The organism is Arthrobacter sp. 135MFCol5.1 (genome assembly GCF_000374865.1).
GTDB lineage: Bacteria > Actinomycetota > Actinomycetes > Actinomycetales > Micrococcaceae > Arthrobacter.
Genome location: NZ_KB895460.1, coordinates 141,504 through 166,940, shown reverse-complemented (window position 1 = coordinate 166,940; position 25,437 = coordinate 141,504). Strand labels below are relative to the sequence as shown.

Here is a 25,437-nt window from a genome sequence, read left to right as displayed (position 1 = left end):
CGGATCTGCAGGTCCATCTCGATGATCCGCGGGCCGAGGCTGTAGTAGCCGTTGCGCACAGCGGTGAGCAGACCGGCGTCGTGCAGGGTCTTGATGTAGCGGTAGCCCGTTGACCTGGAGGTCTCCAACGCCTCAATAAGGTCAGCCGTTGACCAAACAGGCTCCCTTTCCGTGAACAGATCCAGGACGTTGAGCATCCTGGACAAACTGCCCGCGCTGTCCCCAGCCTCGGCTGCCCCGCCGGCCTGCGAATCACGTTCACTCATACACCGACTCCCATTCCCTCTCTTCGCGGGCCCCCGTTGGGCGGGCTGACAATGCAAGGGAGCAGGTCCTACCAATGACGAAGGCCTCAATGGGGCGCACGTCGCCAGCCATTGAAAAACATCTCGATATACAGGATATATCAAGGATGCTTCGAGGAGCTCCGTAAAGTTATTGTCGCCGGCCGTCACCCGTCCGCTGCTGGGTATACTTTCGGTCTGGCGGGTTCCTGGAAGGTTCGCAGTCCGCCGGGCGTTGGCTGTCCACACCAACATGGGGCGGCCTCGGCAACTCCCTGGCCAGTAAGTTCACCACTGCTCGCTGGTCGCGTAACCAGCCGGATGCTCCGCTTGTAACCACGGACCGTGCGGCATCCTCGTAGTGTGGACCAATCTGTCGACTCAGAGTTCGACAGGGCGAGAAGAGCTGCACGGCGACGATATCCTGATTCAGTCCTGGTTTCGGAAGATCAGTGCGCCGGGGAAAGCGAGTGTCTTCCACACGGTCGAATGTCCAGGCCCTTGAAGGGCGTCCTTGGTCGTGCTGCCCTTGGCGCTTGCTCTACCGGCCGTGTGGTCCTGCGCATCGGTGGTCGTGGCGCAAAGCCTCGTGGAGCTGATCGGCATGGTGTTCCGGTTCCTGCCGATGGTCGTAAACAAGACGAGAAGGGGAATCACTGGCCTTCCCATGAGGCGATGGCGCGTTCGACATAGGTTGCGACAGTGGCGCGTATGTCGGTTGTCGGATCGAGGAGCCATTGCAACCCGATGCCGTCCAGCATCCCCGTAAGCAGCCGCGCCTCGATCTCGATCTGCGCAGGGGAAAGGGAAGCGATGTCACCGATCCGGGCAGCTTCGCCCAAATGTGCGGCGAGGGTTGCCAGGTTCGATGTGTAGCGCTGGGTGATGAAAGCGTGCGCTGGGTGGGTCGGATTGGAGGCTTCGGCCGCGATGGTGGTGAACAGTTCGAGCAGGCCGCGGTTGTTCTCGTGGGCGGCCATGACCTCTGGCAGCCGCCGGAAATAGTCCAATCCACTGACATCCGTGAGGCCGTTCTCCACGGTCCGTCGGTCCCATTCTTCCAGCACGGCCGTGAGCAGGCCTTCCTTGCTGCCGAAGTGCTGTATCAGGGTGGCGTGGTTGACGCCTGCCTGCTCGGCGATCGTGCGGAGGGAGCCGCCGGCGAAGCCGTGTTCGCCGAAGACGTCCATCGCGATGACGATGAGCTGCTCGCGTCGGCGGACCCCCGTGCGGTAAGGGCCCCGTGTTTTGGTCTGCGTGCTTTCTGGCATGCCACTACTTTCTCATGACCATTGCCGAAATATAACCATTCGGTTAAAGTTAACTTCCACGGCCGGTAGCCGCAGGGGACCTCCTGACTGGCCGCTGCCTGTCAGCCCAGCCCAGAAACTCGCAGATGGGAATCCTTGAGATGAAGTACTCCGTTCTCGGCCCGACCGGCGTACGCGTGTCCCGCATCTGCGTGGGCACTGCGACCTTCGGCGTGGCACCGGGCCCACAGGAAGCCGATGGCGTCGTGGGGGCGGCATTGGATCTGGGCATCAACTTCTTCGACACCGCGGATGTCTACGGTTCGACCTCGACGTTCGACCGCCCCGGCGCTCCGCCGGCCGCAGAGCGTGAGTCCGCTGAGGAGATCCTCGGCCGCTCACTGGCCGGCCGGCGGGATGAGGTGGTGCTGGCGACCAAGTCCGGGGAGCGGAGGTTCGATCCGGATGCCGGTCTTTCGCGCCGGTACATCATCCAGCAGGTCGAACAGAGTCTGCGCCGGCTGCGCACTGACCGTATCGACCTCCATTACGCGCATTTCCCGGATCCGAACACGCCCCTGGAGCAGACACTTGCCGTCTACGACGACCTGATCCGACAGGGGAAGCTGCGGTATGTCGCTTTGTCCAATCACACAGCCTGGCAGATGACCGAGGCCCTGTGGATCGCCGATGACCGCCGGCTGGTCTCTGCCCCCGTGGCCGTGCAGGTGATGTACAACCTCCTGGACCGAAGCTCCGAAAAGGAGCTCGCCGCCGCGTGCGTGCGGTTCGGTCTGTCGATCATTCCCTATGCGCCGCTGCACGGCGGTCTTCTGGCCGACCTGTCGGTCCTGGACCGTGAGATCGCCGGAGGCAAGCGCTACGGCGGCCCCGGCTTTACTGCGTCCGAGATCGCGGTCGCCCGCAAGCTCGACCGGCTGGCCCGCGAGTGGGGACTGGGGATGCAGCAGGTCTCGCTGGCCTGGCTGATGTCCCGCCCGGCGGTGGCATCGGTGATCGTTGGAGCCGAGACCGTCGAGGAGCTCCGCACCAACGCCGCCGCAGCAGATGTCGAGCTCACCCAGGAAGAGCTGGATGCGGTCTCGGCGCTGACTGCCGGGACCACGTCCTGACCCGTAGATACGAGGAACTCTGATGAAGTACTCACTTCTTGGCCAGACCGGTGTCAGGGTCTCGCGGATTGCGCTGGCCTATCAGCAGATGGGGTTTGCCCGTCCCGGAGTCCCCGATCAGACATAAGAGAGCGCCTTTGCGGATCCAGTCCCCAGTTGCAAGGGTATGGATGGTGGCAGGATTGATGTTCGTGTTCGCCTAGAAATCGAAATCGCCCAACCACTTGGGCCGGGGAAAGTTCGAGGCTTTGACCCGCCGGATTGAGGAGCCCCGGGCCCGGTCATGACACTCGGCCAGCAGCAATTCAGCCAGAAAACCCTGATAGGACAGCTGTTCCTTGCCGGCGAGGGTCAGCGCTTCGTCCAAGACCGCCCGGACGGTAGACAGACGGAGCCGTCGGCATGCCTGATCCACGGCCGCTACCGCGGCTTGCTCAGTCAGGCCGCGACGACGGCGCAGGGTCGGAGTAATGCTGGCGGCAGGTGCGTAGGGGCTCATGAGATGTTCTCCTTCGACACGGTTCCTACAGGATGTTCGGCGCGTTTGGCCAGCAACTCGTCGTAGGCGCCGACCGAGGGCTGGGGCCGGGTATCGGCCCGGGAGACCTGCAATGACGGATGCGGGTTCCATAAGCCGACGCTGAGTCAAGCTGACAACTCGTTGCACTTTCACTTCACCGAGAGCACCACGATGACGGTCCGAACCGGCCCCACTCATGGACTCCAGGATCACGTTTCTGCGGGCTTCGACCGCGACGACGTCAGCGCTGACAGCCCCCACCCCAGAGCCGCAATAATCCCAGCCTCGATGTCTCCAGCCTCCATAGACCGGTGCAGCTCCGTTCTACCGGGGCCATCCAAACCTGTCACAGTCAGCAGGTGGTGCGGACGCCACTTCACGATCTCGTTTCCGTCCTATCGGCAGGAACCGAACGGGGACGGCAGGTCACGCATCGCAATGCCGCGCCGGTGCGATAGATGATTCCTTTTCACGACTTGGCGGTGAAGCCGACGTTTTCCGAGGCTGCGGATCGGATCTATGACCATTGATTATCGCTGAGCTCAGAAGTTGTTGGTGCCTCCAGGCTTCCGGCCTGGCACTCGAACCACTTTTGGGAGGCGCGGCCGGGGCGCTCCGAATCAGAAGATCACGAGACCTGGAGGCCTCCGTTGATGTCATAGGTAGCCGCAGTGATGTAGCCGGAGTCTGCGCCAAGCAGGAAAGAGATCAGGGCTGCGACTTCCTCGCGGGTGCCTACGCGGCCCATCATGATGCCCGCAGACATTTGTGCCTTGCGTTCCTCCGTCAGCATTCCGCCCATAATATCTGTGTCAATGGGGCCCGGGGCTATCGCGTTCACTGTGACGCCGAACTCCCCAACTTCGCGGGCCAGAGCTCGGGTGAAGCCGAGAATTCCAGCCTTCGATGCACTGTAGGCAACCTTAGAGTAGGTGCCTCCGCCTCGCTGGGCGGAAATCGATGAGATGCTGACGATCCGCCCGAGCCCGCGGGAAATCATTCCCTTGAGCACTCGCTGGGAAACGATGAAGGTACCCCTCATGTTGATGGCGAAGACCTTGTCCCATTCCTCCACAGTTGTCTCCATAAACGGTGTGGGTGAGCTGATGCCGGCGAGGTTTGCAAGGGCCACAATCGGCGGCAGCGATTCTTCGAGCTCGGTGATGGCCCGGTCCACTGAGGCGGCGTCGGAAACGTCGGCGCCCACACCGATGGCACTCACTGCGTGCCTGGAGCCGATCTCCGCTGCCGCGGCTTTGGCCTCGTCCCCGTCGATGTCCAGGATGGCGATGGACCAGCCCTCGCTGGCCATACGGTTCGCCGCCGCACGGCCAATGCCGCGGGCGGATGCCGCTCCAGTCAGTACTACGGTGCGTTCCGTGGGGAATGAAATGGGTGTCATTGCTTTTCTTTCGTCGGTATGGAGTGCTCGGGGGTGGCGTTCACTGCGGGCCGTAAGCGCAACTGCAGGATCCGATGCGGCGTCGCCTTTGCGGACGCGCCAGCCCTTGGAGGTACGCAGCGAAACGCCGCCGTCACCGGCGGTTCGCGACTGTACGGATTTCCTCTGCGATGGTCTTGCCCAGCAGTTCCGTGGTGCCGTTACCGCCTAAGTCAGGGGTGAGGGACCGATCGCCCCTTGCGAGGACATTCTCGAAGGCCTGCATCACTGCGGCAGCTGCAGCATCTTCGCCAAGGTGCTGCAGCATCATCGATGCGCTCCAGATCTGACCGATGGGGTTGGCGATGCCCTTCCCCGCAATATCCGGTGCTGATCCGTGGACGGGTTCGAAAAGGCTCGGGAATCGACGTTCGGGGTTAATGTTGCCGCTGGGCGCTATGCCGATCGTTCCGGTACACGCAGGGCCGAGGTCGGACAGGATGTCGCCGAAGAGGTTGCTTGCCACGACCACGTCGAACCGCTCTGGATGTAGTACGAAGTTCGCTGTCAGGATATCGATGTGGTAGCTGTCGGTTCTCACCTCGCTAAAGTTCTGCGCCATCGCATCGACCCGCTCGTCCCAGTACGGCATAGTTACCGAGATGCCGTTGCTCTTTGTTGCCGACGTCAAATGCTTCTTCGGGCGCCGCGCAGCGAGCTCGAACGCGTACTTGAGGATGCGATCGACACCGGTCCGGGTCATGACCGTCTCCTGGATGACCGTTTCCCTGTTCGTCCCCTCGAACATCCTGCCGCCGATGCTGGAGTATTCACCTTCCGTGTTTTCCCGGACGACGTAGAAGTCGATGTCCCCCGGGACCCGCTCCGCCAACGGGCTTTTTACTCCGGCCAGAAGCTTGACGGGCCGGAGGTTGACGTACTGATCGAAGTGGCGCCTGAACTGCAGGAGGCTTCCCCAAAGTGAGATGTGGTCCGGGACGGTATCCGGGGAACCGACGGCACCAAAGAAAATAGCGTCGAAGCCGCCGAGATGATCGGCCCAGTTATCCGGAAGCATCTTCCCGTGCTTTAGGTAGTAATCGCCATTGGCAAAATCGAATACCGTGGTTTTGAGGTTGAAATCGAAGGCCTCCGCCGCGGCTGCCAGCGCCCGTACTCCCTCGGGGACAACCTCCTGCCCAATTCCATCGCCGGCAATCACTGCAATCTTGTGTATGTGTGTCATGGTCGGGCCTTCTCGTTTGGTCGGCGAGCCTGCTAGGCGCCGAACGTTGCACCGTGCCTTCGGCAGGTAAGTGTGAAATGACGAATGGGGGAGTTCATGGTCGTTCAGGCAGCACAAGAGTTTTTTGAAGAGAAAGATGCACTGGCAGGGGCTTGAGCATGTTAACGACCTGGATTTTCTTTGAACAGATTTCCCGATCAAGACGCGCGATGGCCGAAGTGATGGGCATCATGCTTCCATAGGGGCAAGTAACGGCTGACTCGCCGCGTCCTCTCTAAGCGGTCAGCGGTTGTAGGCGGGCATGGGGCCGCGGAGCCCGGCACCTATGGCATCGGAGGCTTCGAGGATATCGGCCGGCAGCGGTCCGTTGGCCACGGCGGCGATATTGGCGCGGAGCTGTTCCACCTTGGATCCGCCCAGCAGGACGGATCCCACACCGTCGCGATATGCGAGCCAGCGGAGGGAGAGCTCTGCCAGTGTGATGCCGGCGTTCTGGGCGATTCGGGTAAGTTCGTCCACGGCGTTAAACAACTGCCGGTCCCAGTAGCGCCGGGTATACATGGCGGCCAGCTTCGAGTCGCCATAGCGGCCCGTGGCCGGTTTGGCGTCGAAACTGTGCTTACCGGTAAGCAGCCCACCGCCCAAGGGGTTGTATACCATCGTGTGCACGTGGTGCGTGGCGGCGAATTCGAGATATTCCTCCTCCACCCGGCGCGCTACCAGGTTGTATAGCTGCTGCGCGACGACGGGTCGAGGTGCCCCCACTTCGCTCGCCACCTGAATGACGTCATCGATCTGCCAGGCCGCGAAGTTGGACACGCCCAGAGCGCCGATCTTTCCTTCCGCAACGAGATCAGCCACGGTGCGCAGGGTCTCGTGCAGGGACGTAGCACGGTCCGGCTGGTGCAAGTAAAAGAGGTCGAGGCGCTCGACGCCGAGTCGTCGAAGGCTCCCTTCCACGCTGTTACGCAGCCCCGCAGGGGAGAGTGGTGAGTTTTCTCCGTGGTCAGCGTGCGTTATGCCTGCCTTCGAGGCGAGGATGACGTCCCCGCGCCCCTTGAGGAGACGGGACAGCATTTCCTCCGTGGTTCCCCCGACATAAGAGTTGGCGGTGTCGATGGTGGTGATGCCGGCGTCGAGCGCTTCGTTCACCATCCGCCCTGCGGTGGCCTCATCGACGGTGTCGCCGAACGTCATGGTTCCAAGGACCATCCGGGAGATGGGGAGTCTCAGACCGTCCACCTGGGTGCCTTCGGGTTGCGTGCTCATGGATTGATTCCTTGTGGTTGCTGTGGTCAATCGGGGTGGGTTACTACAAAGTGTTTGGCCGAATATCGCCAAGAGTGGATTACGCGCCGTGTGCAAAATGGGGGAGCGCGGCCTTCAGCGGTGGATATTTCCGCTGCGTGCCCCGGGACCATCAGCGCCGACGCGCCGACGGATTCCATCCGCTTGCTTCGGCCAGGCCCTGCGCGGTAGCGGCGAAAGTCCTTATCCGCGCCGACGCCCACATAGCGGAGTGCTGCGGGGCCCTGGTTCAGGGGTGTCGTCGTCATTGTCGATCCTCGTGGCGTGGCATTCTGACAAGCGTTAATAGGGCGCTGGTCGGCGTGGCGGCGCTGCCGTAGCAACTGCATTCATTCTGGAGCCGCTGGAGGACACTCCAGGGGCAACAACGCATTTGAGACTTTACCATATCCCGCTATGTTGGATATAGCTAATGCTTCTCCGCTGGATGCTCCGTCCTTATGGGTTCCCCAGACCTTGCGGAACGCCTCCTGCACCAAGCCATATGACCACTATGGGCACGCGTCCAGCCGGCACATTGTCTCGACGCTTCAGGTCTTGGCGGTGGTCACTCGCGCGACAGAGTGGGCAAGGGCGTTCATCCGGAGCCCGGAGCGTTGTCCGGTCGATCCGGAGGTCGCGGGAGGTAGCCAGCTTGAAGCCAGGCCAAGTCTGATCGCCACATATCGATGCAATGTATTGACTGAGTCTCACATTGCAGGATATTGTGAACTCATCTTGAAGGAACTGTGGGCGTCATCACCTCGAACCGCTGAGATTCATGTCTTCTGCATTCCCGCTCGAGGGCGGCCACCGTCCCGGATAAGGGCAGCTTGCCCCCAACGATATGTTTGCGCCCCGTGCACGAACACTAAGTCAAAAAGGTAGTGAAAACGCATGTCCGAACAATGTCGATCGAACCAGTGCGAAGCTTGTGCTCTAGGCCCAGCGGATCGGGCTTGTACCGTGAGTATTGTCCCGGAACGGGCCTTGCTCCCTGTCAGGGACGCGAAAGCCACCAGTTGCTCTAACCTTGTTGCTGCCGCGCGAGAGGGAGGGTTGGGCTGATGAGCACCCATGTTTCTGCGGGCCTCCGGCTCGATAAGCTTCCAATCGGCAAGTTTCACAGGCATCTGATGGTGCTGGTGGGGCTGGGCATGTTTTTTGATTCGTTCGACAACACGCTCTCATCCGCAGTGTTGGCGTCGCTGCTGCCCTCTGGCTTCTCGACTCTTGAGCTGAACTCGCTCTTCTTGTCGTTCACGTACGCCGGCCTTGCGATCGGCGCGGCTTTCGCAGGCTGGCTCAGCGACCGGCTGGGGCGCGGCTTCGCTTTCCAGTTCAACTTGGCGCTTTTCGGGGTCCTGGCTGTGGCTGCATCCTTTGCACCCAACATGGAAGTGCTCATCGGCCTGCGATTCCTGATGAGCATCGGGATGGGTGCCGAATACGTGATCTGCTACGGCATGGTCACCGAGTTCATCCCGCGCAGCCATCGCGGCCGGTACCTGGGCGTCCTCGGAATCTTTGCCGGCCTCGGCGTCTCGTTGTCCTCGCTCATCGGCTGGCTGGTCATTCCTGTGTGGTCCTGGCGCGCGATGTTCGTCCTCGGCGGCGTGGGCGCGCTGATTACCTGGTGGCTGCGCCGTGGTATGCCGGAGTCCCCGAGGTGGTTGGAGTCGCGCGGGCGGCACAAGGACGCCGAGGCCGTCTTCGAGAGGATCGCGAAGGAGTCCGGCATTTCGAGCCAGGAGGTCGGTTCGGTCGCACCCCAGATGCTCAACGTGGAGAACGAAAAGGCCGAGTGGGTGCCGTTCTCGGTGCTGTTCTCGCGCCCTGTCATCCGGCGGACGTTGGTGGCTCTGCTCCTGACCATCATCAGCCTCTTCGGTTCCTATACCGTCACCGGTTGGATACCGACGTTCTTCGTGAAGCAGGGGATGACCGTGTCGTCATCGTTGGGGTTCAACGCGGCCATCATGTCCGGCTACGTCCTTGGACCGATAGTAATCCTCTTGCTCGCCGACCGCCTCGGGCGGCGCAACATCATCATGATGTACGGGACGCTGACAGCAATTGTCGCTGCCATCTACCCGTTCATGAAAGAGCCTGTGCTGATCATCGCCATCGGCTTCTTCATGACCTGCATGGTCTCGTCGTTCCTGACTCTGGCTCTGGGAACTGTCCCGGAGTTCTTCCCCACCGCCTTCCGTTTCCGTGGCGGCGGCTTCGCTCAGACCGTCGGTCGCATCTGCGTCATCTCATCCCCCTTTATCGTCCTGTGGCTGTTCAATAGCCTTGGCATCATCGGGGTGATCCTGACCCTCTCAGGCATGTACATTCTCGTGACGGTGGTCATCGCCGCCGCCCGTGTAGATACATCTGCTGAGGCGTTGGCGCAGATCGCCCCGAACGGCGACACCGCAGATGCCCCGGCGGGGCAGGTGTTCCCGCACGACACGCCGCGATAGTCGGAATCCCTTTTCTGCTCTCTCTCGGGTTCAGCCTGGAGGCGGGGCTTGCTGCCCTGCTCTCTCGGCTGAACGCGTCCTCCACACATATGTTCCGTTGAGCCCGCATGGCCGACGCAACAGCTTGGCTGCCGGCCACCACACACGCGGCGCCGTTCAACTCCTGATCATCGAAAGCGTTAACATGAAAGCCGTTGTTTTCCTGGGCGATAGTAAGCTCGAACTCCGTGAGTATCCGGACCCGGTACCGGGGCCCGATGAAGTCGTCATCCGGATGAAGGCCTCGGGCATGTGCGGAAGCGACCTTCATCACCTCAACGGTCCGCACCGCACCGCAGCGGAGTTGGTCATAGAAGGGCACGAGCCGTGTGGCGTGGTCGAGATTGTCGGTGAGGCTGTCCGGCCCACCGAGGCCAGGGTCGGAGACCGGGTCATGGTCCACCACTACGACGGATGCCGCACCTGCCAGTACTGCCGTTCGGGTTGGACGCAGTATTGCCCAAATGCGCGGATTGTATACGGCGGGCTCGACGGCGACGGCGGGCACGCGGATTTCATGAAGGTTCCCGCGCACACGCTTATCAAACTGCCGGATTCGCTCTCGTTTAAGACAGGAGCTGCCATCTCGTGTGGCACCGGTACGGCCTTCGCTGCGATCAAGAGGGTTCAGCTGTCCGCAGATGATACCGTCGCCGTCTTCGGGCAGGGGCCCGTTGGGCTGAGCGTCACCTTGCTGGCGAAGGCCTTCGGAGCCAGGGTGATAGCGGTCGATGTTGAGCCGTCGCGGCTGGAGATGGCAACTCGCTTCGGCGCCGACCACGTGGTCGACTCCCGGGAGCAGGACCCTGTTGCCGCCATACGCGAGCTGACCAGAAACGGGGAAGGGGCGGACAAATCCATCGAATGCAGCGCAATTGACGCTGTGCGTGAACAGGCGGTTCAGGCCGTCCGGCCTTGGGGCACCGCCTGCATGGTCGGAGTCTTCGGAAGAATCGATTTGGATAGCGAAGAGCTTATCCAGCTGCGGAAAACCGTGGTGGGCTCGCTGACTTTCAGCAAGAACCAGCAGGAAGACTGCGCCCGGTTCGTAGCAGAACGGGGCTTGGACGTTGAGTCGCTATTTACGAATGAGTTTCGGCTGGCCGAAGCAGAGAAGGCCTATGACCTGTTCGATCAACGCAAGATCGGCAAAGGCGTCTTCCTCTTCGACTAGCCAAACGACAAAGGTCACCTTGAGAGGAATGTCATGACCACAATCCAGCAGAGTCCCGCACTGTCCGAGCAAGCGCAGAACTTTTGGTCACGCGAAGTGCACCATCTGTTTATCGATGGCCAGATGGTCCCTGCACAGTCCGGAAAAACGCTGACGACAACCAATCCGTCCACCGGTGAGCCGTTGGCCCGGTTCGCCTCCGGTGGCCAGGCTGACGTTGATCACGCAGTACTCGCTGCACGAAAAGCGTTCAACGGCCCATGGAGCTCCTGGAACCCCTACGAGCGCCAAGCGTTGCTGATGCGCATCGCCGATGTCCTTGACCACAGGTTTGAGGAGCTGATTCAAATTGAGGCGATGGACATGGGTGCCCCGGTATCCAGATTGCGCAATACCAAAGCCTCGTTGATGAAAATGTTGGCTTTTTTCGCCTCCCAGGCCACCAGCATTTCAGGTGAGACGTTGATGAACGGCATCCCCGGGAATGTCACCACCATGACGCTGAAGGCTCCGGTGGGGGTCATCGGCGGAATCATCCCCTGGAACGGTCCCCTCAACAGCCAGTTCTGGATTATCGGGGCAGTGCTCGCCAGTGGATGCACCGCCGTGCTCAAACCGGCCTCCGAAGCCTCTATGTCGGTGCTGCGGGTGGCCGAGATCCTTCATGAAGCCGGAGTTCCCGCGGGTGTAATCAACGTGGTCACTGGTTCAGGCAGGGAAGCGGGAAATGCGTTGGCCGCCCACCACGACGTCGACCGCATCGCTTTCACCGGCTCGACGGAGACCGGCCGCCGGATTATTGAAGCGTCGACCGTGAACATTAAAAAACTCCAGCTTGAACTGGGCGGGAAGTCGGCGGACATCATCTGCGCGGACGCCGATCTGGCCAAGGCAGTGCCGGGAGCGGCGATGGGTGTGTTCGCCAACTCTGGCCAGATCTGCTTCGCCGGCACGCGGGTGCTGGTACAGCGGCCCATCGTGGAGGAGTTCACCGACCGGCTCCTGGCATTTATGAAAACCCTGCGAGTCGGTCACAGCTTGGATTCGGCGGCTGCATTAGGCCCGGTCATCTCCCAGCCGCAACTGGACACGGTGCTGTCGTACATCGATATTGGCCGAAATGAAGGGGCCGAACTGCTCTGCGGCGGCAAGCGGATGGGAAACGAACTCCGAAACGGCTACTTCATGGAGCCGAGCGTCTTTGGTGGTGTGACCAATGAAATGCGAATCGCCCGCGAAGAGATCTTCGGCCCCGTCCTGTCGATACTTCCGTTCGACGACGTGGACGAAGCGATCGCTATCGCTAATGACAGCGAGTACGGCCTCGGGGGAGCGGTGTGGTCCCAAAACCTGTCCACAGCCCTTCGGGTGGTCCAAGGCGTGCATACAGGCACAATGTGGGTGAACTGCTATGGCTACATCGATCCGTTGGTTGGGTTCAGTGGCACGAAGTTGAGCGGGTATGGCTCCAAGGGAACAGCTGCCCACATGGACACTTACCTCTACACCAAGAGCGTTTACCTCCAGTTATGACCACCGTGTCCTGAATGAGGCGATATCCGCCAAGCGTTGGACCAGAGAGAGTTATCCCCTCGCTGCCACGGGCCAGCCGACGGAACCTCAAAGCACCTGTTGGCTCGCTCTTCACGTCAGCTGAAGGCCGCCCCATGATCCCGGACACAGAATGCAGGATTCCCTCCAATTCGTATTCCAGGTATTGAGGTCACGAGTGAACCGAGATAGGCCTGTCCATTCCGACGGCTCATAGGGCTGGGCTACGCGATTACGTGTTTGACGCAGCCCCAGAGGCGATATGGGCTACGAGAAGCTCTTTCTCGCGTCCGGTCCAAGTGTTTGAAGCCCTCCTACTTGCGGACCGCTCAATTCCGCCGGGCTGGCCGTGACCGGAAACCGCCCATGGAGACAGCAGCGCAGTCACGTTTCACTGTTGGGTCCGAGGGGAGGTCCTCGGGTGAGGGCAGAGATGATCGCTTATATTGACGATATCTCATATGCCGGGATATCATTAATATCAATCGATTTCAGCTTTGATTTCCGGTCCAAGGTTGGGCGTACCCGCCCACGCGGGCCGAATCCGTGGGCTTCGGCCGAAGAAAAGGAAGTAACTAGCGTGTCAAAGAAGATCGCAATTCTGCACACAAGCTTCGTCTTTGTTTCCGTCGAGCCTGTGATCAATGACCTCATTGCTGAGCTCATTCCCGATGCTGAAGTTATGCATTTTGTGGACTCTGACGTTTTAGCGACAGTTGTACGCGAAGGTGGAATCTCCTCCGACAGCGAGGCGCGAATGACGCATCTCGCGAAGGCTGCGGAAGCAGCAGGGGCCGATGTCATCTTCTCTGCATGCTCTTCCCTCGGACCGGCCCTGGACGTCGCAGCCCGCAACGTACAAACGCCTGTGGTGAAAATTGACGAGGCGATGGCGATACGCGCCGCCCGCGATGGCTACCGCATAGGCGTTTTGGCCACTGTACCCACCACCCTTGGTCCAACATCAGATTTGATTCGCGCGAAAGCAGACGAAATCGGACGCAGCATTTCACTCGAGCAACGGCTATGCGAAGGCGCATTTTCGGTCCTCATGGCGGGGGACCGCGAAAGGCATGACGCCATGATCATCGAGCAGGCAATGGACCTCGCCCAAAAGGTTGACATAATCGTCCTCGCCCAGGCATCCATGAACCGCCTTGCCGGGGTGCTCCACGAGAAGACCAAGTTGACGGTTCTATCGAGCCCCCGTATGGGCGTGGACTACCTAGCTCGCCGCGTCGCAGAACTTCCTGCGTGACCATGCCGAGCCGCACTGAGAAGACCAGAAGAGCAGCAGTTTGGCGACCCTTCGTTGGCTCCGCTGTTGTGCTTTTCGATGATTGCAAACCCGCACTCGCCAGGGTTGGAGGCAAGTGATGACAAGGAGCAGAACAATAATGGCTGCAGCAAGTCAATTAGACCGTGCAGAGCACTTGAAAGCGCTGCACGAGGCCCCCGAGATTCTCCGGGTTGTGAACGTCTGGGACGCGATCAGCGCAGCGACTGTCGCGGCGGTGCCTGGGACGAAAGCGATCGCTACCGCCGGCCACTCTATCGCCGCCATGTATGGTTACGCCGACGGCACGATGCCTTTGGACTTAGCACTGGAAGGGGTGAAGACGGTTGTCAACGCCGTTGACCTTCCCGTCACAGCCGACCTGGACGACGGTTACGACAACCCGGCCGAGACTGTCCGCCGGGCTATCGGGCTCGGCGTTGTCGGAGCCAACATCGAAGACCGCCTTCGACCCTTCGAGGAAGCTGTCGCCCGCGTGCGCGCTGTCATGGGGGCCGCCAATGATGAGGGCATTGCATTTCAGCTGAACGCGCGGACGGACGCGATCTTTATGGGCGGTGGCCGACCCGTCGCGGACAGCATCGACGACGCTATTGCCCGAGGCCGGGCATTCCTCGACGCTGGCGCAGCGCTGGTGTTTGTTCCGGGAGCACGCACCCGGGAAGTCATCGAGCCTCTAGTGGACGGACTGGGTAGAGGGAAGCTGTCGGTGGGCGGCGGCGCTCCAGGGGCTCTGCCTGCCGCCGAAATGCAGGCACTTGGCGTAGCCCGCGTCTCCTATGGCCCTTTCACCCAACGTGTCGCTCTGCGTGCGCTAAGGGATCTCGCCATTGACCTGTATGGGACCGGAGTCGTTCCCGCTGATACCCCACCCCTGAATTAGCGCGAGGACCTCCAGCCTGGGGCCACCGCACTAAAGTCCTCAGCGGCGGCTTGTCGTATGCGGCAAAGGTTCAACAGTTCGAGATCTCCAGCTTGGGCCCTCATCCGGCCACTTAACCCTGGCCTGGGCGTGGTCTCCCCGAAGAGCGGACCAAACAATTTCCGTCCATTCAAGAAAAGGATCTCTCATGAGTCTCACGCAAATTTCCCACTCCGAAACCGCGCGGAGGACGGCCGAGGCCATCTCGAAGGTCAACACACGTCTGTTCATCAACGGCCAATGGGCCGACGCGGCTTCCGGTGCACGATTCGACGTGGTCAACCCCGCGACTGAGGAGGTTATCGCCACAGTCGCCGACGGGGGCCCTGAAGACGCATGCCGTGCCATTGAAACGGCCGGTCGGATACAGAAGCAGTGGGCCACGACTTCCCCCCGCGAACGAAGCGAGATCCTGCGCCGCGCCTTCGAATTGATCATGGCGCGGCAGGATGAGCTTGCCCTGATCATGACCGCGGAAATGGGTAAGCCTTTGAACGAAGCTAAAGGTGAAGTAGCCTATGCCGCGGAATTTTTCCGATGGTTCTCCGAGGAAGCCGTCCGCATAGGCGGCGACCTGACCACCACGGGTGACGGCAAGAACCGGATCCTTGTATCCAAGGAGCCGGTCGGTCCCTGCGTCCTGGTCACGCCATGGAATTTTCCCCTGGCCATGGGGACCCGGAAGATCGGGCCAGCCATTGCCGCCGGATGCACCATGGTTTTCAAACCGGCCGCCCTGACACCGCTGTCCTCCCTTGCTCTCGTGGACATCCTGATCGAAGCCGGCCTGCCCAAAGGCGTTCTCAACGTCGTCACCACCACCAAGGCCTCCGACGTAGTCACACCGTGGATGGAAAGCGGCATCGCACGCAAGGTCAGCTTCACCGGGTCCACCGGGGTAGGTGTGCGTCTCTTGGAGCAGGCGGCGAAGAACATCATGCGATCATCCATGGAACTGGGCGGCAACGCGCCCCTCATCGTTTTTGAAGATGCAGACCTGGACCGTGCCGTTGAGGGGGCTCTCGCAGCCAAAATGCGCAACATCGGGGAGGCCTGCACGGCCGCGAACCGGATCTTCGTTCAGAGGCCAGTTGCCAAGGAGTTTACACGCCGTCTCGCCGAGCGGCTGGGCTCGCTGTCGGTTGGTGACGGCGCCGATCCGGACACCGAGGTTGGCCCGCTTGTGGAGGAGAAGGCCCTGAGGAAGGTCCAGGAGCTCGTCAATGATGCCGTCAATAGGGGCGCGACGATTGTCTGCGGTGGGACCCGGCCAGAACGCCGGGGCTATTTTTTCCCGCCGACGGTCCTCGCCGATGTTTCAGCTGACGCGGACCTCATGAGCGAGGAGATTTTCGGTCCCGTAGCTCCTGTCATCCCGTTCGACACCGAGGAGGAGGCCGTCGGCATGGCCAACGACACTCCATTTGGCCTGGTGGGCTACCTGTTCACTCAGGATGTAGACCGGGGCTTCCGCGTGGGGGAGGCTCTCGAGGTCGGCATGGTCGGCTTGAACACGGGTATCGTGGCCAGCTCTGCCGCACCGTTTGGTGGCGTCAAGGCCTCGGGTTTGGGCCGCGAGGGAGGGCGAGTTGGCATCGACGAATTCCTCGAATACAAATACATGGCGGTACCGCGGGTGTAGCCCCTAGGCCGCGTCAGAGACGGCCCCGGCTGCCCCCAAGTAAGCCCCGGAGACCTCGCTGCCCAGCAGCTGGTGCAGGCTCTGTTAGGTCATTTGCGTCTGCCTAAGCCAGGAAGAGAGCATGGAAGACACACGGAAGCATCGACACCCCTCGAACGAGTTCGTCGGGTCGGCTGTGGTCGCCGGAGCCGTCTATGGCTCCCGAACCACCCTTTTGAAACTTAGGACTTTTTCCGGGGAACTCATCGAATACACCGTTGGCGACATTCCCGACCCCGCAGGGACAGCCGAGTTCAGCAGCAACAATCTCCGTTTTATCGCGGTCCAGATCCAGCACGGGGGTAAACGATGCAGCGTCATTACGCTGACCCCGGAGGGCCCGCGACGCTCGCTCGCTACTCTGGGCACGGCCCTTGCGCTATTCCGGTCCGGGGCGCATACGGTGGTCGATGGGGGCCTGAAGAGCGGAGTGCCCTGTTCCATATACAAGACGGCCAATGAGCGACGTTCTTCGGGCTGAATTCTTGGCCCAGGGAGGATACGGGCCGGAGATGTGGCGAACACGCGAATGCCGTCCGGCCACTGCCCCTCTCGGGCCTGAGTCTTCACCCGCCGGCAAAATTACTGTCGGCTGTGACCCGTCACGAGAGGTCAGGGACGCAGCCTAGCCAGTATGGACAACCGTAAGGATATCCGCGCGTTGCACCACGGCACCTCACAAGCCGTCACCGCTTTTCCCGCGTGCGACGATCCCCGCGGACCCGTGATACAGAGTTCGCCACGTCAGGAAGTCCATGACCAGCTCACACCCGATTCCCGAACACGGTGTCGGCCGCCCCAAGGGACGCGGCTTCGTCGCAGCCACCCTCTCCTTCGCCTGCGTTTTCGGTGCAGGTTCGGCCGCCATGCCCCTTTACGACACTTACCGAAGTGCTGACGGCCTCACCAACGATCAGTTTTCGCTGGTCTCCGTCGCCTACTTCGTCTGCGCCGTTTTCGCGTTGCTTGTCCTTGGAAGGCTCTCAAACCACCACGGGCGCCGCCCCGTCTCCATAGCTGCGCTCCTGATTGGCGCTGCCGGCTGCCTCACACTCCTGTCGGTCCACAGCTTTCTCCCCCTCTTGGTCGGCCGCGCCCTCCAAGGCCTTGCCGCTGGTCTCGCGTCCAGTGCCATCGGCGCCTATATTGTCGACATCGCACCCCGGCGCCCACGATGGCTTGTCGCCGCGATCACCAGCGCCGGAGCCGCCGTCGGCCTCGCCGTCGGTGTCTTCTTTTCCGGCATCCTCGTCGAACTAGCACCCACCCCGCGCGAACTCACCTTCTTCGTCTTTGCCGGGGTCCTGCTCGGCTGCGCCATCGCCCTCACCAAAGGTCCTGAGACGGTTCCCCGCACAGCCGGGGCGTGGGCCTCACTTGTTCCGCGCCTCGCTGTTCCCGCGGCGTCGCGCCGCTACCTGCCTCTCGCCTCTGGCATCTTTGTCGCCACCTGGGCGATCGGAGGATACTTCACCTCATTCGGCCCCTCCATCGCAGCTGAGAACCTCGGTGCACACAGTCCACTCGCCGCTGCCGCCGTTTTCGCCTCATATATGGCACCAAGTTTTTTCGGTGGGTTCATCAGCGGACGCCTAACCCCGGCGGCTGCGCAACGTGTGGGGATGACGCTTGTAGCCTTATCCGGCATTGGACTCACTTACGCCAGCAGTGCCGGAACTTTGGGCCTCTACATCGGAGCCGGCGTCATTGGCGGCATCGGAATGGGCGCCGCAACTTCGGGCAGCATGAACGCACTCCTGGCCGGCGCCCTTCCCAAGGATCGCGCCGGCCTCCTCGCTGTAATCTTCGCCATCTCATACACGGGATCGGCAGTGCCGAGCTTAATCGCAGGGCAGGCCAGCCGCGTCCTGAACCTTCCCGCCATCACGGCCGGTTACGCTGTCCTGGCTATTCTCGTCTGGCTCACCACAATTGTCGCTGCCCGCAATCCATCCTCCACCTATCCTCACGCCGGTCAAAAGCGGGGGTAGTTTGATCACTATCCATCCGGCCAGACGAACCAAGACCAGATGGGTAATGCGTCAACAGGCTTGCAACACGCAGCCTGGTTCACAACACATAGGAGTCACTGGAAACACGACTTTGGACGCTGCAAAACGAGTACCGGGACACGGTGGAACCTCCCCAATTCACGGCACATGATTTTCATATTTTGTTCTAAAAGTTAACCTCCGACACTGCCTGGATGAACAGGAGGCCTCGGGGGATGTGTACGGGGATGAACTCGAAGGTGAAATTGAATAAGGCCAATCTGCGTTCGCTCGCTGTTGCGTCCGCCTACGCGATTTGAGGCAACCAGGAGCGCATCCCACGAGTCCGCTGCGCTGGGCCTTATCACGGCCTTCAGCCATCTCGGACTCGACCCGGCCACGGTCTCACAAGACCAGTTCGCGGACGGATTCGAGAACTTGTTGGAAAGGTTCGCCGATGAGTGCGCGAAGAAAACAGAGGAGTATTCGAAGATGGCGGTGACGGGGTCTCTCCCTTCGGGCAGTGCAGGGCCCCGGCTGACCGCATAATTAGGCCTCCGCCTCCAGGATGCGGGCAGGGGTGCGCGGAGCCATGGTCCGTGAGCACAGGACTCCGGCGAGGAGAGCGGCAGCAGAAGCCGCGATAAACCATCCCGTGCGGTGGAGGCCGTCATCGCTAATGATCGGGCCGGCAGTCAGCTGGAGCGCGGCTATAGCGAGATTGGCGCCCATAAACTGGACCGTGCGGTACATACCGATGGCCGTGCCGACCTCGGCCACGGACGTGACAGAGTTAATGAGATTCTGGTTGCCAATGTTGTTGAAGCCGTTCGGGATGCCCAATACTGCGGCCACAAGCAGCAGCACCACCAAGGGAGCGGTGGATCGCTCGACCACTGCAAGCAGCACGCCGCCGACGAGCAGCGCGCTTGTGCCGATGACTAGGGTGCGACGGGCACCGAAAAACCGATAGGTACGTGAGCCAGCCATCGTGGAGACCATGCCGACGAGGGCCACGGGAAGCATGGTCAGTCCCGCCTCGATGGCAGTCATCCCCCTCACGTACTGCAACCACTGCGGAATACCAAAGTAGATGCTGTAGAACGTCGTGTACGTGACAAGAGTGCGGCACAGCGTCGCGCTGAGCGCACGGTTGCGGGCCAGGGCCCGGACATCGATAAACGGCTCCGGTGCCCGTCTCTCCCGGGCCACAAACAGTCCCAGTACCGTGGCCCAGACCGGCAGCAACCACCAGCCAGGATCACGGCCCAGAGACAACAGAAACAGCATCGTGGAGGTAACCAGCAGCACGAACAGCGCGATGCCCAGAAGATCGAGCGTATACAACACTTGCCGCCCCGATTTTGGTTCTCCACCGGCAAAGCCAACGTCAGCACGCATGACCGCGACAGCGCTAAGGACGACTAGGGGCAGGTTGACCCATAGGATGGATTCCCACCCGAATGTTCCCACCAGCAGCCCGCCCAAGGTGGGGCCGAGCGCCGCGAACGACTGACTGCACAGCACCAAAGTCATAATCGCGGTTCGCGGCTGCAATCGATAGTGGTCCGCGTAGCTGCGGACCATGGTCATTGCGTTAGGCATATGGGCCGAAATCCCCATTCCCAGCACGACGTAGGCGCCGACCAGCCATCCGACGTCGGGGGCAAACATCCCGCAGATTGAGCCGATTGCCACAAGCCCGAGGCCAGCCAGATACACCCGGCGTGGCCCGAACAGGGCGCCGAGCCGGCCGGCCATCGGTGCCGTAACGGCGGTCGCGATGTACATACCCGAGATCACCCAAGAAATCCCGGAGGACGATCCGAACTGCGCAGCAATGCCCACGATCGCAACTGCAATCATCGACGAGTTCAGTGGCTGGAGAACACTGGCAGTAGCTACGGCGCCGCTCACTCGGAACGGAACGGGCCGGTCCTGTGCGTCGGTGACGGTCACGATTGACCCTGGAGGTCTCCAGGATTTCGATGATGTCGGAGGTGGACCAGAGGGGCGCCGGAGCCGTTTCGCTGGAAAGATGGAGGACGTGGAGCGTCTTGGCCAGGCTGCCGGCGAAGTCCGTGCGTGCGGTCATCTCGAAGGTGCCAGTCGATGATCATTATTCCTTCACCATTTGGGTCTGTGCCCTTCCATCGCGGGACTTAGCCGGAGCGACAGTGGAGTGGTAGATAAGGCATGTGCAAAAAGTCTCACATTACAGGATATTGTACAGGGCCTCGTGGAAACTGCAGTGCTCGTCCGCTGGCCGCGGCTTGGGCTTCAGCAGATGCAGGCTCAGGCCGTGGTTGGGACAAGTTCGCCGCCACTTCCACCGAGCTATTGTCCTGTCCGGGTACGCAGTGATTCCGCCCAAAACCCTGGATCCGCCCGCAAAGCGTCAGCATCCCCGGCCGCTTCCGCGCCAGAATTCAAAGAGCCGATAGTGGTGATTCTGTAAAGCTGGCTTGGCGCGGAACTTCGTAATCCGTTGTGGAAGGGGAGCGGTGTAACGGGCGCAAAAGACGCCGGCTCAGGAGTCTCAAGGATCGCTAAGCGTTCTGCCAGTACTCAGGCATTGGAACAGGGAGGTCGTCACCCCGGTTACGGTCGGAATTCAGTTCCCCGATGGAACCGTTATGGCAGTGTCCAAGCCCTTCGATACCAAGACCGACGCCGTTGCCGGCATCGCCGCTGTACGCGAATACGCCGACATGGGACTGATCGCCGACCACAGCACAACAGCCGCCAAAGCGGCACCGCCCCCCACCTTGAATGATCCCGGCAGTCGCGCTGACCCTTCTCCGCGAATGCCAAAGATCGACTTCCACGCCCGCGCCCGGGCTGTCCGCCGGGCCGTCTCCGGCCCCCGCTGGGCCGGGGCAGTCCACAACCTTTCCTGAACGGCCTGGGAAGAGGGTTTCGCCCCATGGAGCAGCCAAATGCTCCTAACACGAACCCTTACGTCTTCGTCATCCTGTACCGCTCGATCTGCCGCAGCCGCCGCAGGAGGCTGTCGCGCCGGGGGTGCGGGACGGCGTCGGCCGGTTCTGCGGTGAGGTCGATGTGCTTGGTGCCGTACTGCCACAGCAGGAGGTCGTCCATCAGCCGGTCGGGGCCGGGGGAGTAGCGGTGGTCCAGGGCCTTGCGGACCTCGGTGATGCGGTTGGCGCTGAGCAGGCCGGCCAGTTGCACGGTCTGGTTGAGGCCGTGGGCGGCCAGGAGTTCCGCGGCCCAGCCCCAGTCGTCGTCCACTTTCCGGTCAACGTGCGGGAGCAGGGTCCGCCAGACGTCGCGGATCCGGTTCGGGGTGAGGGCTGCCGCGCCTTCCCCGTCCATGTCCCAGAAGCTGCGGACTTCCTCGTACCGTTCATGCAGGTCCGCGAAAGCCGTCTCCACGGTCTCCAGCATGGCGGCGGTGGCCGTGAATTGCCGGTCGAAGTGCGGTGTCCACGCGCGCGGATCCTCGGCCTTGAACCTGATGTCATGCTCAATCTCGCTCCACGCATGGGCGAAGATGGTACGGATCTGGCACTCGAAGAAGTAGCTGCCGTTGGGCACGGCGTCCGGGTTGAAGACCTGCTGGTACTCCTTGACGGCCTCGTTCTGGATGGTCCGCAGGATCAGGTGCCGGCTGGAGTATCCGTAGGTGCCGGATTCGATGGAGCCGATGTCCTTCTCCCGGTCGCCACGGCAGTCGAAGAGTTGCCGCTGGCGCTTGATGATGTTGGCCACCACGGCGTTCTCCGCCGGGAGCTTGGTGATCACCCGGATGCCCACCATGTCATTGAGCGTCCGGAACGGGTCCGGGAACTTGAGCAGCCGCGGGCCGCCGGGCTCCAGGGGCTCTTCGGTCCGAGAGATCTTTTCCTTGAAGGACTCCACGGTCTTGGTGCGGCCGCTGACGAACAGCGGCGTCACCTCGGTACCCTTGAGCATGTCACGAAGGGTGAGGAGGACGTCCCGGGTGATGAGCTTCAGGGCAGGGCGGACGCGCTCATAGATCTCCACATTGTGCTGTACCGACTCACGCTGCGACGCGTCCAGACTCTCCCAGTTACTCGGCATAATCCCAGCTTACGGCCGGGGTCCGACAGGAACCCGCCGGCGCCGCTACGTTTCGCCTGCCGCCGTGGAGCCGCGCACCACCAGGGAACTTTCCAGGACGAGTTCCTCCTGCTCCAACGCCCGCCCTTCCATCAGCCGGCGCAGCTGTTCACCAGCCTTCAGCCCCAGGCTTGCCGCCGGCAGGTGCACGCTGGTCAGGCCCGGGCTGCTGGTCGCCGAATACGGCAGGTCATCGAACCCCGCCACGGCCAGCTCCGCGGGAATGCGCACCCCGGCCACGCGGGCTTCCTGCAGCACCCCGTACGCATGGGTGTCCGTGGCGCAGACGACGGCGGTTACCCCCGCGCGCTGCCAGTCCGGCCACGCGTCGGCGAAGACAGCCGCCGCGGCACCCACATCGATGGTGGTGGCGGGCATTTGGTCCGGATCCACGGTCATGCCCAGTGATGCGGCTTCGGCCAGGAAGGCCTCCCGGCGGATGGTGAACGTGGCGGTTCCGGTAACGCTGTCGAGGTAGGCCACGCGCCGGTGGCCCGCCCCGGCAAGGTGCGCGGCCAGCTCCCGCGCACCTTGGGCGACGTCAAGGTTCACGGCCGGCGCAAGTGACTCCAGGCCGGGAGCGTCCAGCAGGACCAGGGGGCCGGCCACGGAAAGGTCCGCCAGGAACCCGGCATTCGGGGCATCAACCAAAAGCCCTGCCGGCCGCAGGGACATCAGCTTCCGGACGTCCGCAGCCTTGGGAAATTCACCTGAGTCCGTGACCGAGAGGAGCAGCTGGTAATTGGGCCCCAGCGATTCCCGGACCCCGCTGATTACCTTGGCGAAGAATGGGTTGGAGATATCCGGTGCCACCAGGATCACGATCGAACTGACGCCCTTGGCCAGCGAACTGCCGATGCCATCCACCACGTAGCCAAGCTCGGCAATGGCTTCCTGCACCCGGGAAATGTTGTCCTCGGAGACCCGGCCGACCGTCTTGCCGTTGGCCACCAGCGACACCGTGGCAACCGAAACACCGGCCCGCGCGGCCACCATGGCCGCCGTTACCCTCCGGGGCCGCGCCCGCTGCTGCACTTGTTCCCCGGAATCCATACCTCGATCGTAGTGCGACCCTGTGCCGGCAGCTGATCGGGCCGCCCACCACGGACGCGCCGCCGCGGTACGGCGCCGTTCCCGCTACAGGGTCCTTGCCACCAACGCAGCCTGCAGGCGGGATTCCACCTGCAGCTTTGCCAGTACGTTCGAAACGTGTGTCTTGACCGTTGCTTCCGAGATGGACAGGTGGCGTGCGATGCGGGCATTGCTGAGGCCATCGGCCAGGCAGTCCAGCACCTCCCGTTCCCGGGCGGTCAGCTCACCGGCCGGCGCTGCCGGGGTGGGTGCCGCCGCTGCTCCATTGATGGCCGCAGACACCAACCGGCCGGCCACTTCGGGCGCGATCACAGTCCCGCCGTCGTGGACGCGGCCCAGCGCATGGAGTATTTCTGCGGGTTCAGCGGTCTTCAACAGGAAGCCGGCGGCGCCGGCGGACAGCATGCCAAAAAGATAGGAATCGTGGTCAAAAGTGGTCAAAGCCAAGACTTTCGACAACCCGGCAGAGACTATTTCGGCAGTAGCCGACACTCCATCCCTCACCGGCATCCGCACGTCCATCAGGACGATGTCCGGCCGCAGGGTCCGGGCCATGGCGACGGCGGTGGCACCGTCACCTGCCTCGCCGACCACATCGAACCCGGGTGCCCCGTGGAGCACCATCCTGATCCCCACACGGATGGCGGCATGGTCGTCCGCGAGCAATACCGAGATTCGTCCGCTCATGGTGCCTCGTTCTCCACCGTGCCCGTGCCGTTTGTCGGAAGGAACGCCTCTACTCTCCAGCCGTGGCCTTCAGGGCCGGCGATCGCATACCCGCCCAGCTGCTCAGCCCGGGCCCTCATGCTGGGCAGTCCCGTCCCTGTTCCGGCCGTGTTTCCCTGCGGTTCCTCGGTGCCGCCATCGTCAGCAACCCTCAGCCGGATGCCGGAAGGAACTTCCTCAAGGCTGGCCCGGACGCTGGCTCCCGCGGCATGCCGCCCGGCGTTGACCAGTGATTCGGCAATCAACCGGTGGATGGCAGCCTGCGTGCCGCCGGGAAGGTCCTCGCCTCCGCCGGGGAGGGCGTTGTTCCATTCGAGGTCCATCCCGGCAGCGCGATGGCCGGCAATGACGGCGTCCAAATCCCCGACATCGCCGGCCAGGGCCCGCGGCTCCCCGGCGTTCAACATCCGGATCAAGGCGTTCAGGTCGCGCAGCCCCGCTACGCTTTCGCGGCGCACGTGGGCCAGGACCTCCCGGTCCAATGCCGGGTCCGCGGTGTTCAGCGCAGCAGCCGACTGCAACGCGATCGCGGACAGCCTGGACGAAAGGACGTCGTGAAGCTCACGCGCCATCTCCTGCCGCGCGCCGGCGAGCTCAAGTTCGTGCTCACGGGCAGCCAGCCGTGCCTGGTCGCGTGCCGCGCCCCGGATTGCAGCGGCACGCGCCCCCTCGCTGACGGCCAGTTCCCTGGCCTTGCGGACATTCCCTGCCCATTCGGCCGGCAGCAGCAGCACCATGGCACCGGCGAGCAGCGCTACAACGCCATCGGCGAAGGACCCACCTGCCAGCCATGCCGCCGCCCCTCCGGCCGCGCACAGGAGAAGGACCGCCACCTCCGCCGTCTTGGCCGCTTTCGCGGTGCCGAACAACACCAGTGAGAAGACGGCTTCGAACAGCAGGAAGAACCCGCCGGCCGCCCCCGCCAGCAGGAGCACCACCGCTGCGAGGAGGGAAACCGGAACCATTACCCGGGTGGTGCTCCGGCGCAGCACCACGACGGCGGATCCGGCCAGCGCCAGCGCGGGCCACCATGGCTCCAGCGAAGGGACTGCCGGGGCTTCGGTAGCGGTAATGCCCAGTGAGTGCAGCAGCCAGGTGAGCCCCGCGTAAGCCAGGGCCAGGACCACGTCCTCACGGCGGATGGTGCCCGGTGTTGAATGCATGGTCCCATCCTGCCGCAGAGGGGAGCGCCGGCCTGTCTCAAGCGCAGTTTCTGCGACTAAAGGATGAGTCCGCCCTCCCCCCGATGCCTGACGCGCCAGGAGGCAGGTTGGCGAAGACTCTTCCT

19 protein-coding genes and 1 pseudogene are annotated in these 25,437 nt (G+C 62.3%); 9 read left to right on the top strand and 11 right to left on the bottom strand.

The window, feature by feature from the left end:
- Together C563_RS22615 and C563_RS22930 are read right to left on the bottom strand one after the other, a co-directional pair.
- Window positions 1–266 (bottom strand): helix-turn-helix domain-containing protein (locus tag C563_RS22615; RefSeq protein WP_026264863.1); only part of this gene is annotated, 266 nt, incomplete at its 3' end.
- A gap of 671 nt (window positions 267–937) precedes the next feature.
- Complete coding sequence (locus C563_RS22930; protein WP_018762784.1) at window positions 938–1,555, bottom strand: TetR/AcrR family transcriptional regulator; 618 nt, start codon at window positions 1,553–1,555, stop codon at window positions 938–940.
- 125 nt (window positions 1,556–1,680) lie between these two features.
- On the opposite strand from C563_RS22930, the gene C563_RS0114440 reads away from it, so the two are divergent.
- On the top strand, window positions 1,681–2,667 hold the full coding sequence (locus tag C563_RS0114440) for an aldo/keto reductase (RefSeq protein WP_018762783.1): 987 nt from the start codon (window positions 1,681–1,683) through the stop codon (window positions 2,665–2,667).
- Window positions 2,668–2,743: 76 nt separating this feature from the next.
- Here C563_RS0114440 and C563_RS21395 read toward each other — a convergent pair.
- The 4 genes and pseudogenes from C563_RS21395 to C563_RS0114415 all read right to left on the bottom strand — a co-directional run.
- Window positions 2,744–3,166: pseudogene (locus C563_RS21395) on the bottom strand (ATP-binding protein); the annotation flags it as partial.
- Window positions 3,167–3,815: 649 nt separating this feature from the next.
- Complete coding sequence (locus C563_RS0114425) at window positions 3,816–4,589, bottom strand: SDR family NAD(P)-dependent oxidoreductase (RefSeq protein WP_018762779.1); 774 nt, start codon at window positions 4,587–4,589, stop codon at window positions 3,816–3,818.
- Between the two features lie 133 nt (window positions 4,590–4,722).
- On the bottom strand, window positions 4,723–5,814 hold the full coding sequence (locus C563_RS0114420; RefSeq protein WP_018762778.1) for a tartrate dehydrogenase: 1,092 nt from the start codon (window positions 5,812–5,814) through the stop codon (window positions 4,723–4,725).
- 282 nt (window positions 5,815–6,096) lie between these two features.
- Complete coding sequence (locus C563_RS0114415; RefSeq protein ID WP_018762777.1) at window positions 6,097–7,083, bottom strand: aldo/keto reductase; 987 nt, start codon at window positions 7,081–7,083, stop codon at window positions 6,097–6,099.
- Between the two features lie 1,085 nt (window positions 7,084–8,168).
- On the opposite strand from C563_RS0114415, the gene C563_RS0114410 reads away from it, so the two are divergent.
- The 7 genes from C563_RS0114410 (at window position 8,169) to C563_RS21390 (ending at window position 18,227) form a co-directional block, all read left to right on the top strand.
- Window positions 8,169–9,572: an MFS transporter gene (locus C563_RS0114410; RefSeq protein WP_018762776.1), complete on the top strand. Its 1,404-nt coding sequence runs from the start codon at window positions 8,169–8,171 to the stop codon at window positions 9,570–9,572.
- A gap of 184 nt (window positions 9,573–9,756) precedes the next feature.
- Window positions 9,757–10,785 (top strand): zinc-dependent alcohol dehydrogenase family protein, encoded by a 1,029-nt coding sequence (locus C563_RS0114405; RefSeq protein ID WP_026264860.1) that lies wholly within the window; start codon window positions 9,757–9,759, stop codon window positions 10,783–10,785.
- A 33-nt stretch (window positions 10,786–10,818) separates the two neighbouring features.
- Window positions 10,819–12,318 carry an aldehyde dehydrogenase family protein gene (locus C563_RS0114400; RefSeq protein WP_018762774.1) on the top strand — a complete coding sequence of 500 codons (1,500 nt, stop codon included), beginning with the start codon at window positions 10,819–10,821 and terminating at the stop codon, window positions 12,316–12,318.
- 598 nt (window positions 12,319–12,916) lie between these two features.
- Window positions 12,917–13,594: an aspartate/glutamate racemase family protein gene (locus C563_RS0114395; protein ID WP_018762773.1), complete on the top strand. Its 678-nt coding sequence runs from the start codon at window positions 12,917–12,919 to the stop codon at window positions 13,592–13,594.
- A gap of 139 nt (window positions 13,595–13,733) precedes the next feature.
- Window positions 13,734–14,516 carry an isocitrate lyase/PEP mutase family protein gene (locus C563_RS0114390; protein WP_018762772.1) on the top strand — a complete coding sequence of 261 codons (783 nt, stop codon included), beginning with the start codon at window positions 13,734–13,736 and terminating at the stop codon, window positions 14,514–14,516.
- 187 nt (window positions 14,517–14,703) lie between these two features.
- Complete coding sequence (locus C563_RS0114385; RefSeq protein ID WP_018762771.1) at window positions 14,704–16,197, top strand: NAD-dependent succinate-semialdehyde dehydrogenase; 1,494 nt, start codon at window positions 14,704–14,706, stop codon at window positions 16,195–16,197.
- 794 nt (window positions 16,198–16,991) lie between these two features.
- A complete protein-coding gene (locus C563_RS21390; RefSeq protein ID WP_018762769.1) occupies window positions 16,992–18,227 on the top strand; it encodes an MFS transporter in 1,236 nt (411 codons plus the stop codon).
- 549 nt (window positions 18,228–18,776) lie between these two features.
- On the opposite strand, the gene C563_RS21385 is transcribed toward C563_RS21390, so the two are convergent.
- A complete protein-coding gene (locus C563_RS21385) occupies window positions 18,777–20,186 on the bottom strand; it encodes an MFS transporter (protein ID WP_196803354.1) in 1,410 nt (469 codons plus the stop codon).
- Between the two features lie 677 nt (window positions 20,187–20,863).
- Between C563_RS21385 and C563_RS0114355 the strand changes: the two genes are divergently transcribed.
- Window positions 20,864–21,127 (top strand): hypothetical protein, encoded by a 264-nt coding sequence (locus C563_RS0114355; protein ID WP_018762765.1) that lies wholly within the window; start codon window positions 20,864–20,866, stop codon window positions 21,125–21,127.
- Window positions 21,128–21,185: 58 nt separating this feature from the next.
- Here C563_RS0114355 and C563_RS0114350 read toward each other — a convergent pair whose 3' ends face one another.
- From C563_RS0114350 to C563_RS0114335, 4 genes are all read right to left on the bottom strand, one after another.
- A complete protein-coding gene (locus tag C563_RS0114350; protein ID WP_026264859.1) occupies window positions 21,186–22,292 on the bottom strand; it encodes a GTP pyrophosphokinase in 1,107 nt (368 codons plus the stop codon).
- Between the two features lie 45 nt (window positions 22,293–22,337).
- Window positions 22,338–23,327, bottom strand: coding sequence for a substrate-binding domain-containing protein (locus C563_RS0114345; RefSeq protein WP_018762763.1), 990 nt, complete (start codon window positions 23,325–23,327; stop codon window positions 22,338–22,340).
- Window positions 23,328–23,468: 141 nt separating this feature from the next.
- The gene (locus tag C563_RS0114340) at window positions 23,469–24,110 is read right to left on the bottom strand and encodes a response regulator (RefSeq protein WP_026264855.1); all 642 of its coding nucleotides are present in this window, start codon (window positions 24,108–24,110) and stop codon (window positions 23,469–23,471) included.
- Window positions 24,107–25,312, bottom strand: a complete 1,206-nt coding sequence (locus C563_RS0114335) for a sensor histidine kinase (protein ID WP_018762761.1) — start codon at window positions 25,310–25,312, stop codon at window positions 24,107–24,109. The genes C563_RS0114340 and C563_RS0114335 overlap by 4 nt, the downstream gene beginning before the upstream one ends.
- Window positions 25,313–25,437 lie beyond the last annotated feature (125 nt).